Annotated in this window: 13 protein-coding genes; 6 read left to right on the top strand and 7 right to left on the bottom strand. The window is 69.8% G+C overall.

The features are described from left to right. Positions 1–362 precede the first annotated feature (362 nt). The 5 genes from CSC66_RS13520 (at position 363) to CSC66_RS13500 (ending at position 8,000) form a co-directional block, all read left to right on the top strand. Positions 363–3,320: a TonB-dependent receptor gene (locus CSC66_RS13520; RefSeq protein WP_162377926.1), complete on the top strand. Its 2,958-nt coding sequence runs from the start codon at positions 363–365 to the stop codon at positions 3,318–3,320. A gap of 127 nt (positions 3,321–3,447) precedes the next feature. Continuing rightward, positions 3,448–4,932, top strand: a complete 1,485-nt coding sequence (locus CSC66_RS13515) for an MFS transporter (RefSeq protein WP_162377925.1) — start codon at positions 3,448–3,450, stop codon at positions 4,930–4,932. A gap of 23 nt (positions 4,933–4,955) precedes the next feature. Continuing rightward, complete coding sequence (locus CSC66_RS13510) at positions 4,956–5,990, top strand: glycoside hydrolase family 43 protein (protein ID WP_162377924.1); 1,035 nt, start codon at positions 4,956–4,958, stop codon at positions 5,988–5,990. Beyond that, a complete protein-coding gene (locus CSC66_RS13505) occupies positions 5,980–6,825 on the top strand; it encodes an aldose 1-epimerase (RefSeq protein WP_162377923.1) in 846 nt (281 codons plus the stop codon). Before CSC66_RS13510 ends, CSC66_RS13505 begins: the two co-directional genes overlap by 11 nt. A 239-nt stretch (positions 6,826–7,064) precedes the next feature. Then, positions 7,065–8,000 (top strand): formylglycine-generating enzyme family protein, encoded by a 936-nt coding sequence (locus CSC66_RS13500; protein WP_202935650.1) that lies wholly within the window; start codon positions 7,065–7,067, stop codon positions 7,998–8,000. A gap of 124 nt (positions 8,001–8,124) precedes the next feature. Here CSC66_RS13500 and CSC66_RS13495 read toward each other — a convergent pair whose 3' ends face one another. From CSC66_RS13495 to nirK, 5 genes are all read right to left on the bottom strand, one after another. Next, complete coding sequence (locus CSC66_RS13495; RefSeq protein WP_162377922.1) at positions 8,125–8,364, bottom strand: hypothetical protein; 240 nt, start codon at positions 8,362–8,364, stop codon at positions 8,125–8,127. A gap of 103 nt (positions 8,365–8,467) precedes the next feature. Continuing rightward, the gene (gene azu, locus CSC66_RS13490) at positions 8,468–8,923 is read right to left on the bottom strand and encodes an azurin (protein WP_162377921.1); all 456 of its coding nucleotides are present in this window, start codon (positions 8,921–8,923) and stop codon (positions 8,468–8,470) included. A gap of 59 nt (positions 8,924–8,982) precedes the next feature. Then, positions 8,983–9,588 carry an SCO family protein gene (locus tag CSC66_RS13485; protein ID WP_162377920.1) on the bottom strand — a complete coding sequence of 202 codons (606 nt, stop codon included), beginning with the start codon at positions 9,586–9,588 and terminating at the stop codon, positions 8,983–8,985. Beyond that, complete coding sequence (locus tag CSC66_RS13480) at positions 9,585–10,364, bottom strand: formylglycine-generating enzyme family protein (protein WP_162377919.1); 780 nt, start codon at positions 10,362–10,364, stop codon at positions 9,585–9,587. The genes CSC66_RS13485 and CSC66_RS13480 overlap by 4 nt, the downstream gene beginning before the upstream one ends. Positions 10,365–10,383: 19 nt before the next feature. After that, entirely contained in the window at positions 10,384–11,448 is a 1,065-nt protein-coding gene (nirK, locus tag CSC66_RS13475) for a copper-containing nitrite reductase (protein WP_162377918.1), read from the bottom strand. Between the two features lie 211 nt (positions 11,449–11,659). On the opposite strand from nirK, the gene CSC66_RS13470 reads away from it, so the two are divergent. Then, on the top strand, positions 11,660–13,717 hold the full coding sequence (locus tag CSC66_RS13470; protein WP_162377917.1) for a TonB-dependent copper receptor: 2,058 nt from the start codon (positions 11,660–11,662) through the stop codon (positions 13,715–13,717). On the opposite strand, the gene CSC66_RS13465 is transcribed toward CSC66_RS13470, so the two are convergent. After that, on the bottom strand, positions 13,707–14,939 hold the full coding sequence (locus CSC66_RS13465; RefSeq protein ID WP_162377916.1) for a hypothetical protein: 1,233 nt from the start codon (positions 14,937–14,939) through the stop codon (positions 13,707–13,709). The two genes, CSC66_RS13470 and CSC66_RS13465, sit on opposite strands and share 11 nt — an antisense overlap. Further along, the gene (locus CSC66_RS13460; RefSeq protein WP_162377915.1) at positions 14,936–15,190 is read right to left on the bottom strand and encodes a DUF2249 domain-containing protein; all 255 of its coding nucleotides are present in this window, start codon (positions 15,188–15,190) and stop codon (positions 14,936–14,938) included. Before CSC66_RS13460 ends, CSC66_RS13465 begins: the two co-directional genes overlap by 4 nt. Positions 15,191–15,225 lie beyond the last annotated feature (35 nt).

Below are 15,225 nucleotides of genomic sequence, written 5' to 3'. Positions count from 1 at the left end.
AGTCGCAGGTAATGCATGTCACGCCCCTCCCAGGGTTCGGCCCGGGGGCCGTGATTTCTGATAGCGCTATCATTAACACAGCGCGGTGCGCTTGCCCAACCAGCGGCGCGCGGGTGTGCAACTCAGCAGAAAAACCCTGCAAAACATGGTGCATCGCATCATGCAGGCAGCGGGTTGGGGCACGCCAGGGAGGTCATGTTGCTGTGCAGCGTGCGCGCCAACTGATGGTAGCGCTACCATCCGGGCCACGTCGGCAGGGCGGGTTCTGGACACATGTCCACCGGTTCCTGCATCCATGAAACGCCATTCGCCGGCCGCCATCCAGGCAGCCGGTACATCACCAGAAACGGGAGGGGAGTACGGTGCAAGCACGAATTGCCAGAACCACGCTGTCGCGCGCGTTGAGCGCGGCCATCCTCGGCATGGCAGCCGCCACCGCCATGGCCCAGGAGCAGGCCGCAACGCCTGCTGTGCAGGAATCCGCGCCGGCCGAGCAGGTCACCGACCTGGACAGCGTGGTGGTGAAGGGTTTCCGCCAGAGCCTGCAGTATTCGACCGAAGCCAAGCGCGACTCGACCGGCTTCACCGACTCGATCTTCGCCGAGGACATCGGCAAGTTCCCCGACACCAACATCGCCGAGTCGCTGGCGCGCGTGCCGGGCATCCAGCTCAACCGCGACGTGAACGGCGAAGGCCTCAACATCGCCATCCGCGGCCTGCCCAACAGCTTCACCAAGACCACCATCAACGGTGCGTCGGTCGCCACGGCCTCGATCGGCCTGGACGCGACCAACCAGAACCGCGAAGTCGACCTGAACCTGTTCCCGACCGAGTTCTTCAACCAGGTCACCGTGTACAAGTCGCCGACCGCCAGCCTGGTCGAGGGCGGCGCGTCGGGCGTGGTCGACATGCGCAACTCGCGCCCGTTCGACATCGCCGGCAACCAGATCACCTATTCGCTGCAGGGCGACCACAACACCAATTCCGGCGGCGTGAGCCCGCGCGGCTCGGTGATCGGCAACTGGACCAACGAGGAAGGCACCTTCGGTGCGCTCGTGGGGCTGACCTCCTCGCGCGGCAAGATCGGCGTGGAAGGCTACGAGACCATCGGCTGGACCAACCCCAACCTGACCAATGCCCAGTGCGGCAATGGCGGCGCGGCCGGTGGCTTCCCGGCGCTGGGCCAGCCCTGCAACGTGACCGGCGGCAACGGCTGGCGCATTCCCGACGTGGTTCCGAACAACCCGTCGACGATCGCCGCCGGGCTGACCCCCGGAACGCCCATCGACGCGGCCTGGCTGCAGGCCAACAACCCCGGCCTGACCCCCGCCCAGATCGGCGAGGCGCTGATCCCGCGCCTGGGCCGGCCGGTGCACATGAGCGGCGATCGCGACCGCGACGGCTTCCTCGGTTCGTTCGAGTGGCGGCCCAACGATTCCATGCACTTCTGGCTCGACTCGATGTACACCAAGGCGCGCCGCACCAACAGCCGCGTCGACATGAACCTGGTCGGCCGCAACGGCGGCATGATCCCGCTGGACATGCAGCTGGACGAGAACAACGTCGTCACCAGCGCCACCTTCACCAATGCGCAGTTCTTCCTCGAGCACCGCGAGTACATCGAGGACGTGCAGTACTGGCAGGTCTCCCCGGGCGCGCGCTTCTGGTTCGGCGAGGCGCAGGACATCAGGCTCGACGTGCAGGCCAACACCAGCCGCAGCTGGATGTTCCGCGAATCGCCCACGATCCTGGTCAACTCGCCATTCACGACGCTGGAATACACCAACGGCGGCGACATCCCGTCGTGGAACACCGGCCTGGACCTCAATGACCCGAACCTGGGCTGGACCTGGGTGGGCGGCCGCCTGAACGTCCAGAACGAGAAGCGCGTGACCGAGACCAGCGGCCTGCGCGCGGACCTGCAGTTCGGAGAGGACACCAGGAACGTCAAGGTCGGCGTGGCCTGGGACCAGAACGAACGCCGCATCCAGGGCTTCGACAACAGCGCCGCCTGGGAAAACCTGGTCTGCCGGGGCCTGAACCCCGACGGCAGCGTGCCCGACCCCCGCCCGGCCTGCGCCGGCGGCCCGCTGGCCCTGGTATCCAACGCGGAACTGGCCGGCTACCTGCGCCCGGGTCCGTTCGGCTTCATCGTGGTCGACGCGGACCGCTTCAAGAACGACACCAACTACGCGTTCTACCGCGACAATGCGCCCGAGTCCGCCGGTCCGAACACCGGCGGTTCCACCGGCGGATTCGACGAGGACACTTTCGCCGCGTACATGGAAGTGAACGGCGAATCGGAAATCTGGAACCGCAACCTGCGCTTCAACTTCGGCGTGCGCTACGCCCAGACCGACCAGGTCGTGTCCGGCCCGGTCACCATCGGTGGCGTGCGCCAGTGGCAGTCGCTGGACAGCGACTACAGCGAGTGGCTGCCGTCGTTCAGCGCCGCGTGGGACGTGGCCGATGACGTGGTCCTGCGCATGTCCGGCTCGCGGACCATGACCCGTCCGAACCCGAGCTCGATGCTGCCCGCCACCACCTTCACCGACCAGTCCGCGCAGGTGGCCAGCCAGGGCAACCCCGACCTGACCCCGTACATCTCCAACAACTTCGACCTGGGCGGCGAGTGGTACACCGGCGACGAGGGCTTCGTCGGCCTGACCCTGTTCAACAAGCGCATCGAGGGCTACACCTTCCAGGGCGTGACCACCCGTCCGTTCACCGACCTGGGCATCCCGTTCGAGGACCTGACCGACACCCAGCAGCTGGCGATCAACAACCGCGGCGGCCCGAACGTGGCCACCGTCAACGTGAACCAGCAGGTCAACGCGGACGCCGAGCTCGAAATCCGGGGCTGGGAAGCGATCTGGGTGCAACCGCTGAGCTTCGTGCTTGACGGCCTGGGCTTCATGGCCAACTACACCGACATCGACATCAAGACGCTTGGCGCCGACGCCAACGCGCTGGGCGGCAACGTCTACGGCGTGTCGCCGTCGATGTGGAACGCCACCGCCTACTGGGAAAACGACATAGCCTCCGCGCGCCTGTCGTACACCTGGACCGAGGGCGCCACCGGTACCGGTCCGAACCAGCAGGGCATCCCGTTCGCCCAGATCTATGGCGAGGATCGCGGCCAGCTCGACTTCTCCTCGTCCTACACGCTGGACTGGGTCGCCGGCAAGCCGCAACTGACCTTCAACATCCTCAACATCACCGGCGAGGAACGGCGCTCCTACTTCGCCTTCCCCAATGCGGTCAACGACTATTACGATCCGGGTACCACGTACACCATCGGCATCCGCGGCACCTTCTGAGCCACGGAGCGCATGACGCGGCGGTAAGCAGCGGCCCGTTCCCGCGTAATGCCGGGGCGGGCCGCTTCCATGCGGGGTGCGGGTTGCGGTCCGTGCCCCATATCAACCAAGGCCAGTCCGAGTGCACATGAGCAGCAACCAGGAAAAACTCTCCGTCACCGAGAAGGTCGGCTACAGCCTGGGCGACCTGGCCGCCAACCTGATCTTCCAGACGCTGGTCACCTTCCTGGCGTTCTTCTACACCGACGTGTTCGGGATCCCGGCCGGCACCGCGGCGACGATCATCTTCGTGGTCGGCCTGGTCGGCGCGTTCGGCTTCACCCCCCTGGTGGCGGTGCTGGCCGACCGCACGCGCTCGCGCTGGGGCAAGTTCCGGCCGTGGATCCTGTGGACGGCGGTGCCCTTCGGCGTGCTTTCGCTGCTGGCGTTCAGCACCCCGGACCTGGGCCCGCAGGGCAAGGTGTTCTACGCGGCCGCCACCTACACCCTGCTGGTGCTGGTGTACGCGGCCAACAATCTGCCGTACGCCGCGCTCAGCGGCGTGCTCACCGGCAGCATGGCCGAGCGCAACAGCGTGTCGGCCTACCGCTTCGTGGCGGTGATGATCGCCCAGCTGGTGGTGCAGTCGCTGCTGCTGCCGCTGGTGCTGATCCTGGGCGGCGGCGACAAGGTGCAGGGCTTCCATAACGCGATGATGCTGTTCGCGGTGGTGGGAACGGTGTTCCTGCTGATCACCTTCTTCACCACCCGCGAGCGGATCGTGCCGGCGCCGGAGCAGAAGTCCAGCGTCGTCCAGGACCTGTCGGACCTGGTCCGCAACCGTCCCTGGGTGGTGATGCTGCTGCTGACGATCCTGGTCTTCACCACCCTGGCGCTGAAGGGCGGCATGTACGTCTACTACTTCCAGTACTACCTGGACGAGGCGGCGCTGGCGGCGTTCCTGCAGGGCATCGGCTTCAACGCCTTCATCGCCGGGCTCAACAACGTGCTCACCGGCATCGGCCTGACCTCGTTCCAGTGGCCCGATGACGCGCCGACCTCCGCGTTCAGCCTGTTCAACGCCGGCGGGATCATCTTCATGATCATCGGCATCGGCTTCTCCAAGAAGCTGGCCGACCGCTTCGGCAAGCGCGACGTGTTCGGCGCGGCGCTGTTCCTGTCCACGCTGTTCATGCTCGGCTTCTACATCTATCCGCCGGACGCGATCGGCGTGGTGTTCGGGTCGCAGATCCTGCATGGGTTCTTCTACGGCATCACCATCCCGCTGCTGTGGGCGATGATCGCCGACGTGGCCGACTACTCGGAGTGGAAGAACAGCCGCCGCGCCACCGCGATCATCTTCTCGGCCATGCTCTGCGGCCTGAAGCTGGGCCTGAGCATCGGCGGCGCGCTGGTCGCCGGCATCCTGGCCCACTATGCGTACGTGGCCGGCGCCGAGACCCAGTCTCCGCAGGCCGTCGACGGCATCCGCCTGGCGGTGAGCGTGTATGCCTCGCTGCCGTTCCTGGCCTGCGTGGCGCTGCTGTTCTTCTACGAGATCAACAAGCCCATGGAGTCGCGCATCGAGCGCGAGCTGGCCCAGCGCCGGGCCGCGTCCGGAGCGTCGGCATGAACACACGAGGAGCCGAAACGGCAATGGCAGACCAACCCTCAAACGAAACGCCCGCGCTGGACGAGGATCTGAAGGACCTCGCCGCCCGCGCCATCTCCCAGCCGCTGGTCACGCACATCTACACCGCCGATCCATCGGCGCACGTGTTCGAGGGCAAGCTGTACGTCTACTGCTCGCACGACATCGAGGGCGGGGTGGCGTTCAACGACGACGGCGCGCACTTCTGCATGGAGGACTACCACGTCCTGTCGATGGACTCGCCCGACGGCCCGGCCACCGATTGCGGGCTGGCGCTGCACGTGAGCGAGGTGCCCTGGGCCGAGCGGCAGATGTGGGCGCCGGATGCCGCCTGCCGCGATGGCCGCTACTACCTGTACTTCCCCGCCAAGACCGCCGAGGGCCTGTTCCGGATCGGCGTGGCGGTCGGCGAGCGCCCGGCCGGGCCGTTCACGCCCCAGCCCCGGCCCATCGATGGCACCTACTCGATCGATCCCTCGGTGTTCGCCGACGACGACGGCGAGCACTACCTGCTGTTCGGCGGCATCTGGGGCGGCCAGCTGCAGAAGTACCGCGACAATGCCTACGATGCCGGCAACGAGGAGCCGCGCGACGGCGAACCGGCGCTTGGTCCGCGCATCGCCCGCCTGCGCGCGGACATGCTGGAGCTGGACGAGCCCACCCGCGAAGTGCAGATCCTCGACGAGCAGGGCCGGGCCCTGCGCGCGGACGACCACAACCGCCGCTACTTCGAAGGGCCCTGGCTGCACAAGTACGAGGGCCGCTACTACCTGTCGTACTCCACCGGCAACACCCACCTGCTGTGCTACGCGGTCGGCGACAACCCGTATGGCCCGTTCACCTACCAGGGCCAGGTGCTGCGCCCGGTGGTCGGCTGGACCACGCACCATTCGATCTGCGAGTACGAGGGCCGCTGGTACCTGTTCTACCACGACTCCCTGCTGTCGGGCGGCGTCACCCACCTGCGCTCGGTGAAGATGGTCGAGCTGCAGCACGATGCGGAAGGACGCATCGTCCCGATCAATCCCTATGGTGTCTGACGAAGGCGGCGATGGGTCGGCCGAGGCAGGCGATCCCGAAGCACCGCTCGCCCCCGGGCCGTTGCTGCGCATCGGCAGCGGCGAACTCCAGCTGGAAATCGCCCCGCAGGCCGGCGGGCGCATCGCGCAGATCCGCTACCAGGGCGTGGAGCAACTGGTGGGGCCCGACGACGGCTTCCCCGCGGCCATCGCCTGGGGCAGCTATCCGATGCTGCCGTGGGCCGGGCGCATCCGCGACGGCCGCTTCGAATTCGCCGGCCGGCAATGGCAGGTGCCGGCCAACCTGGGCGGGCACGCGATCCACGGCGTGTCGATGTGGCTGCCCTGGCAGGTCGAGGCGCACGCTGCCGACCGCCTCGAGCTGTCGCTGGCGTTGCCGCGGGACCAGCGCTGGCCGTTCGGTGGCAGCGCGCTGCAGCGGATCGAGGTCGGCCCGCGCAGGCTGGCCATGACATTGTCGGTGGGCGCCGGCGACCAGCCCATGCCGGTCGCCTTCGGCTGGCATCCGTGGCTGCGCAAGCCCGAGCGGATCGAGTTCCATCCAGAGGCGATCTATCCGCGGGACGGCCATGGCATCGCCACGATGCCGCCCGTCGCACCGACCCCCGGTCCCTGGGACGACTGCTTCGTCAACACGCAGGAAGTCATCGTCCATCGCCACGGCCAGCGCCTGCGGCTGAGTTCGGACTGCGACCACTGGGTGGTCTACGACGAGACCGCGCACAGCACCTGCATCGAACCGCAGACCGGGCCGGCCGACGCGTTCAACCTCGCGCCGCGGGTGCTGCAAGCGGGCGAATCGCTGCAGGCCTGGTTCCGGATGGAGTGGGACTGAGCCGCGTCCGCCGTTCGCAGCCACGTACCGGTCGCGTTCTTCCATGGGCCTGGCATCTGCGCCGTCGGCGACGCGCTGGCCGGGATGACCGGAGGGACCGCCGGAGACCATCCTGTGCCCCTCCCGCGTGACCACCGGACCGCCCGGTGTTTCGCACGATCGCGGTCGGCCCGATGGCGACGGTGCATGCGCCGGTATACGCTGGCGGGCGTGGCCCGGACCGGGGCAGGGAGGCAGGCATGGCGTTGTCGCTGGACGGCATGGTGCGCATCGGGGGCGGGGCCTTCACCATGGGGTCGGACCACCACTACGCGGAGGAGAAGCCCGCGCACAGGGTGCGGGTGGATGCTTTCTGGATCGACCGCCATGTAGTGACGAACCGTGACTTCGCCCGCTTCGTCGATGCCACGGGCCACGTGACGCTGGCCGAGAAGCCGGCCGACCCGGCGGCCTACCCCGGTGCCGATCCGGTACTGCTGGCCCCTTCTTCCGTCGTGCTGGTGCCGCCGCCGGGACGGGTCGACCTGGCCAACCACTACAACTGGTGGCAATACGTCGCCGGCGCGGACTGGCGCCATCCGCGCGGGCCGGGCAGTTCGATCAAGGGCCACGAGGACCACCCGGTGGTGCACGTGGCCTACGAGGACGCGGCGGCTTACGCGCAATGGGTCGGCAAGGAACTGCCGAGCGAGGCCGAGTGGGAGTACGCCAGCAAGGGCGGCAACGACGGCACCGAGTTCGCCTGGGGCGACGAACTGGTCCCCGGCGGCCGCTACATGGCCAATACCTGGCAGGGGGAGTTTCCCTGGGAGAACCTGCGGCTGGACGGGTGGGAGTTCACCTCGCCGGTGGGCGCGTTCCCGGCCAATGGCTACGGCCTGCACGACATGATCGGCAACGTGTGGGAATGGACCAGCGACTGGTACCAAGAGCATGGCGCCATCGTGCGCAGCTGCTGCACCCGGGAGAATCCGCGCGGCGGCGACCGCGACGACAGCATCGATCCGCGCAGCCCGCAGGTACGCATCCCGCGCCGCGTCACCAAGGGCGGATCGCACGCCTGCGCGCCCAACTACTGTCGGCGCTACCGTCCTGCCGCGCGCATGGCGCAGCCGGTAGACACCTCCACCAGCCATGTCGGCTTCCGCTGCGTCGTCCGCGAACGCAGGGACTGAGTCGCCGCTCCCGCGTTGCCGCCAGCATCCGCGCAACGGCGTTGCCGGCCGGTAAGCGGCAGGCCTCCACGGCAGGGAAATGATCTTCGCCGTTGCGCGCGCAAGGCGGCGCACCGCAGCCGCTTCAACCGCTGCAGCCACCGCAGCAGACCGAGGGGACGATTGCGATGTCGCCTTCCTGGACCGCGAGCCCGGTCGCGCGCAGGAGGGCGGCGACCTCGTCGCGGCCGGCGCAGGTGGAGATGCGCAGGTGGCCGGTAGCCGGGTCGCGATCCACCACGACGGCCGGGTCCGCCTCCAGCAAGCGCTGCTCGATGCGGGCTACGTCGACCTGGCGGCCTTGGAGGGGGATGTCGAGTTGCATGCGCGCGCTCCACGACGCCGCTTCCGTCGCAAGGCGGGCGGCGGGAAAAAAGGACCGTGCCGCCGTCGACCCGGCGGCACGGCGCAACCACCGGGGAGGTGGGTTACTTGGTGGCGACCAGCTTGCCCTTCATCAGGGTGGAGTGGCCTGGGAAGCTGCAGAAGAAGCTGTAGTCGCCACCGGCGGTGAGCGCCTTGCCGGGGAAGGTGACCTTGGTCTTCTCGCCGCCGCCGATGATCTTGGTGTGCGCGATCGCACGGGCATCGCCCGCGGGGACGTAGTCCTTGGCGGCACCGGCCTTGATCCCGTCGCGCGCCAGGCCCGCCAGGTCGGCGGTCTTGGAGATTACGACGTTGTGGCCCATCGCGGTGGCCGGCAGCTTGCCGGTGTGGGTCAGCTCGATGGTGATGGTGGCGCAGCCGGCCGAAACGGTGGCTTCCTTGAGGTCGAACTTCATCGCGTCGTCGCCCTTGAGCGCGATGGTGCAGTTGCCCGCGGCGTGGGCCATGCCGGCGGCGCCGAGCAGGGCGAGGGCGAGGAGGGTGCGGGTGGCGTTCATGGGTTACTCCTGTTGCGGTGTGGTGGGAGGATGGGGTCGGGACGGCGCACGCGCCGTCGTCAGGGGGACGATGCCACGGCGAGGCGGACCTGCTCGACGAAGGCCGGGTCGGGCGCGATGCCCTCGACCTCCGAGCGGGCCAATTCTCGCCCCTGTGCATCGAGCAGGACCAGCACGCTGGTGTGGTTGATGCTGCCGTCCTCGCGGAAGCGGTAGCGCACGTCCAGCACGCTGGCCAGCGCGCGCACGTCGTCGGTGGCCGGGCGCAGGAAGCGCCAGCCCTCGGGCACGCGATGGTCGCGGGCGACCCGCGCCAGCGCCGCGGGCGTGTCGCGCTGCGGGTCCAGGCTGATCATCGCCACGCCGAGGCGCGCGCCGCTGGCCGCGGGCAACTGCTTCTGCACCGCCTTGGCGTTCTCGATGATCAGCGGGCACATCAGGTGGCAGTTGGCGTAGAACATCGACACCAGCTGCGGCCTGCCGGCCAGGTCCGACCATTGCAGCGGACGGCCGTGCGCGTCGATGGCGCGCGCGTCGAGCTGGTAGAGCGAGTCGCCCGGGAGGGCAGCGGCATCGCGGTCAGCCGCCTGCAGCGGGCAGGCGGCCAGCACGGATACAAGCGCCAGCGCCACCGGGGCGGGCAGGCGCGGAAAGGACAGGGTCATGGCTGGCTCCTTGCACAGCGGAAACCGAGGTTGCCGAGGGTGTCGCGTGGTTGCAGCGCCGACAGCAGGACGAAGCGCTTGACCACGCCGTAGTCGCCCGGGTCGCTGAAGGCCAGCGCGGTGGCGCCGCAGTAGCGCAGGTTGTCGCCGTCGTCCTGGCCGCGGCGATCGCCTTCACCAAGCAGGGAGGCGAAGTCCGCGCTCCATTCCCAGTACGCGCCGTGCAGGCCGCGCACGCCATAGGCATTGGCCGGCGAATCGGCCTGCGCATCCATCGCCCTCGGCGTGCCGTCGTCGACCTGGCGCATGCGCCAGCCGCGGTCGCCGCGTGCGTCGCGGCGCGCCGGTCCGGCGGCCGCGGCGTACTCCCACTCCAGAAAGGTGGGCAGGCGCGCACCCTGCTCGCGGCAGTACGCGTCGGCGGCGTACCAGGTGACATGGACCACCGGCGCATGCGGGTCGATGGCGGCGCCGGGCGCGTCGGCCTGGGCCCAGTGGCCCAGGTAGCCCGGGCTGGAAAACAGCGACGGCGCGCGGTCGCGCCGCCAGCGCGGCTGGCGCGCGAGGAAGGCGGCGAACTGGGCATTGCTCACCGGCCGTTCCATCAGGGCGTAGGAGGCGACCGGCAGCGTGCCGGCCGCTTCCTCGAAGCGCACCGAGGAACGGAAGTCCCCACCCGGGATCGCCCGCCAGGCGATCCCTTCGTCGTGCTGCGGCCCGGCGGCGGCGAGGGCCGGGGCCAGGGCCAGCAGCAACAGGGGCGGTTTCCAGTCCATCGCTTCTTCCCGGGGCCTCTTACTTGCTGCCCTGCGGCGTGCCTTCGGGGTACTCGATGTCGTGCTGCTGCCCGGTGTAGATCGCCGGGTTCTTCTCGCCGTCGACCTTGAGGATGCCCAGCGCGCCCTTGTGGAAGGCGCGGAAGATGCTGTGGTCGACCAGCACGAAGTTGCCGGGCACGTCGGCCTTGAACTCCACCACCGCCGAGCCGCCGGCGGGGATCAGCGTGGTCTGCACGTTCTCCTGGTACTTGGTGCCACCCTCGACGTAGACCTTGTCGAAGATCTCGCCGATGACATGGAAGCTCGACACCAGGTTCGGGCCGCCGTTGCCGACGAACATGCGGATCTTCTCGCCCGCCTTCGCGGTCAGGGCGTTGTCGCCGGTCAGCGCGCCGACCGAGCCGTTGAAGACCACGTAGTCCGGGTGCTCGGCGATGCCCTTCTCCAGGCTGAAGGGTTGCAGCCCCGGCTCGCCGTGGGCGCCTTCGGTGTAGAAGTCGCCCTGCATGACGTAGAACTCCTGGTCCACCGGTTCCAGTCCTTCCTCCGGCTCGACCAGGATCAGGCCGTACATGCCGTTGGCCACGTGCATGGCCACCGGGGCCATGGCGCAGTGATACACGTACAGGCCGGGGTTGAGGGCCTTGAACGTGAACTGCGTTTCCTTGCCGGGCAGGGTGAAGGTGGCTTCGGCGCCGCCGCCCTGGCCGGTGACCGCGTGCAGGTCGATGTTGTGCGACATGTGCGAGCTGTGGTGGTTCTTCAGCTTGAACTCGACCGTGTCGCCTTCGCGCACGCGGATGAAGCTGCCCGGCACCGTGCCGCCGAAGGTCCAGAAGTTGTAGGTCACGCCGTCGGCCAGGGGCATGTCCTTCTCGACCATCTCCAGGTCGACGACGACCTTGGCCGGCGTCTTGCGCGTGATCGGCGCCGGCACGTGCGGCGGGGCGGTCAACACCGCCTGGATGGTTTCCAGCGGTGCGCCGGCGGCGGGCCCGGCGGCGCCGGCGTGGCCGGCGAGCGTGGCAGCGATCGCGCCGGCGAGGGCGCAGGCGAGCAGGGGATGGTGGCGGGTCTTCATGGTCTTCTCTCTTCGGTCGTTGTTCACGGCACGAAGGTTGGGGCCAGGGCGGCGCCCATTCATTGATCTGCATCAAGCCGGCGCAGGCGCCGGCGTTCCGGTTGACGCAGGTCAAGCGAACGGCGGAGTGGACGTTTTGTCCAATGGCGGCGCGCACGCACCGGCCCAGAATCGCAACCGACAAAACGGACCGATCGGGAAGGAACGACCCATGAAGCGCGCACTGCTTGCCGCGGCCCTCGCCGCCGCGGCCACCCCGGGACCGGCATCGGCCGCGCCGGACCATGCCCATCCCGCGCAGGACGCCGCGGTCGCCACGCTCGACGGCGTGGTGGTGCTGGGCGTGGCGCCGATCGCCGCCAGCACTTTCGTCACCGATCCCAGGCTGCCACGGCAACCGGTGCCGGCCAGCGACGGCGCCGACTACCTGAAGACCATTCCCGGGTTCTCGACCCTGCGCAGCGGCGGCACCAATGGCGATCCGGTGCTGCGCGGCATGTTCGGCTCGCGCATCGCGCTGCTGACCAACGATGGCGCGCTCAGCGGCGCCTGCCCCTCGCGGATGGACAATGCGATGTCCTACATCGCGCCGGAAACCTACGACCGGCTGACCGTTGTCAAGGGTCCGCAGACGGTGCTGTGGGGCGGCGGCGCTTCGGCCGGCACGGTGCGGTTCGAGCGCGAGATCCCGTACTTCGACCGCCCCGGCGTGCGCGCGCAGGGCAGCCTGCTCGCCGGCAGCCGCAACCGCAACGACCAGGTCGCCGACATCAGCGCCGGCACTACCGCCGGCTACGCGCGGCTGTCGGCCAACCGCTCGGAGGCCGACGACTACCGCGACGGCAACGGCGACGAGGTGCCGTCGGCATGGCGCAAGTGGAACGCGGACGCGGCGCTGGGCTGGACGCCCGACCCGGACAGCGTGCTGGAGCTGTCCGCCGGCACCGGCGATGCGCAGGCGCGCTACGCCGGCCGCGGCATGGACGGCGCGCGCTTCCGCCGCGACGGCACCGGCCTGCGCTTCGAGAAGAAGCACATCGGCGGCGTGCTCGACGCGGTGGCGGCCAACGTCTACCGCAACGAGGTCGACCACGTCATGGACAACTACAGCCTGCGCGATCCCGACCCCGGCAGCAGCATGCCGATGCCGATGGCCAGCAATGTCGGCGACACCACGCAGGGCGGGCGCGCGGCGCTGACCTGGCAGCGGGACCGCTGGGAAGTGACCGCCGGCGTCGACGGACGGCAGAGCGAGCACCGCAAGCGCAGCGCGACGGGTCGCGGTGCGTACCTGGCGCAGCCGTGGACCGACGACGCGCGGTTCCGCACGCTGGGCGCGTTCGCCGAGTCGCACTGGCACCTCAGCGACGTGCACCACCTCATGTCGGGCCTGCGCATCGACCGTGCCCGGGTCGAGGACCTGCGCGCCACCACCGGCAACGGGATGATGCCGATGCCCAACCCCACCGCCGGCCAGCGCCGCGGCGATACGCTGCCCGGCGGATTCATCCGCTACGAGCACGGCATGGACACGGCGGCCGGCTGGTACGCCGGCATCGGCCATGCCGGGCGCATGCCCGACTACTGGGAGCTGTTCTCGCCCACGAGCGGCCCGGCGGGCGCGCCGAACGCGTTCGCCGGCGTGCAGCCCGAGCGCACCACCCAGCTCGACGCAGGACTGCAGTGGCGCCGCGGCGGCGTCGAGGCGTGGCTGACGGCCTACGCCGGCCGCATCGACGACTACATCGTGTTCGACTACCTGGGCGGCGGCATGATGGGTTCGACCACGCGCGCGCGGAACCTCGACGCCGACATCGCCGGCGGCGAGGCCGGCGTGGACTGGAAGCCGCGCGACGGGCTGAAGCTGTCCGGCGTCCTGGCCTATGCGTGGGGCGAAACCGGCGAAGGCCCGCTGCCGCAGATGCCGCCGCTGGAAGCGCGCCTGTCGGCCAGCGGCGAGCGTGCGGCATGGTCGTGGGGCGCGCTGCTGCGCATCGCCGCCGCGCAGGAGCGGGTCAAGACCGACCAGGGCAATGTCGTGGGCCGCGACCTCGGCCCGAGCGCCGGCTTCGCGGTGTTCTCGATCAATGGCGGGTACCGTTTCGACGAGCGGCTGCAGCTGGCCGCCGGCATCGACAACCTGTTCGACCGCGCCTACAGCGAGCACCTGAACCTGGCCGGCAACAGCGCCTTCGGTTACCCGGCCGACCCGGCGCGGATCAACGAGCCGGGACGCACCGCCTGGGTCAAGCTCAACTTCAGCTACTGAGCGGCGTCCGCCAGCAGCGCCATGCGCCGCGCAGCGTTGCCGCGTAGGCCCAGGCCATCGCAATGCCAGCCGCGCCGGCGATCGTCGGCCGGGCCACCGCGGCGACCGTCGCCAGCGACGCCAGCACGTGCAACGTCCAGACCCGGCGCTTGTCCGGTGCGGGGAATAGGCTGCCGACGCCGGGGATCCGCGTTCCGCGCGGCACCTGCTGGCGTAGCCGGATCCAGGCCAGGAACGCCACGATCTCCAGCAGCATCCCTACCACCAGCAGGGGCAGCGCCACGGCGAGCACCAGCGCCGCCACCGCCAGCGTGCGGTCGAACGCGAGCGGTTCCGGCCAGGCGGCGATAGCAACTGCGAACAGCAGGGCGATGCAGCCGCTGGCCCAGAAGCGCCGCAGGACCGGGCCGCGGTGGTGCGGCGCCCGCCATTGCCGCCACCACGCGGCCAACGCCAGTGGCGCCAGCGGCAGCGCGACCACGCGCCACGCCGGGGTGGGCACGGCGCCGGCGGCGGCTGCGGCGGCGACCACCAGCGCGGCGGCCAGCAGCGCCCAGGCGATCGCGACCTGCCGCGTCGTCCATGCCGCGGTGCCTTGCAGCATGGGCATCGCGGTCGCGCCCACCGCCACCAGCAAGCCGAGCATCCAGCCACCGATGCCGGTGGCCGCGTGCAGGTCGACCAGCGGCCAGGCCAGTGGACCGAGCCAGCCGTGGCGCGCGGCGAGCAGGCGCAGGCCCATCGCCATCGTCGCCAGCAGGGCCAGCAGCGCGGCGGCGATGCCCGCGCGCGTCGCGAAGGGGCCGCTGCCGCGTGCCAACCCGGCCAGCGCCAGGGTGGCGAATGCGCACAGCGATCCACCCAGCAAGACTGCCGCCAGCGATGCCGGCACCGCCGTGCCGGGGACCAGCGCGGGCAGCAGCGCGGCGATGCCGGCGTTGAACGCCAGGTGCAGCGCCGGCACGGCGCGCCGTCCCGGCATCGGGCTTCCCGCCGCCACCGGCAGGAACTGGACCAGGCTGCCGAGCATCGCGTTGCCCAGCACGCCCAGTGCGAGGACGTGGACCAGCACCAGCGTGGCCGGCGTCCAGCGCGAGGCCATGATTTCCGTGCCATGCAGCGCGAGCCACGCGCCGGCGACCACGCCCCAGGCCGGCGCGGCCAGCAGGAAGCGAAGCGGCAGCGATGGCGGCGGCGCCTGGCCGAAGGCCAGGCCGGTCATCGGCCGTCGGCGCGGTCCAGCAGGTGCGCTTCCTGGCCGCGGCAGATGGTCACCATCGCGCCGCCCTGCTCGAGGTCGAGCACGCGCCACGCGTAGCCGTCGGCTTCGAGCATCGGCAACAACGGCAGGGGACGCATGGGGGTCAGCGCCACCAGCCGCCAGCCGTCCGGGAGGATCGGCAGTGCCTGGAGGATGCGCTCCATCGGTTCGGGTGGCGGCCTGTCGCGCAGGTCCAGGTGCAGCACGCTCATGCGAAGGCTCCAGCGCGGGTGTGGATCGAGTGTGC

This window comes from Pseudoxanthomonas kaohsiungensis (assembly GCF_010211765.1).
GTDB lineage: Bacteria > Pseudomonadota > Gammaproteobacteria > Xanthomonadales > Xanthomonadaceae > Pseudoxanthomonas > Pseudoxanthomonas kaohsiungensis.
This window is presented reverse-complemented; position numbering and strand designations above follow the sequence as displayed.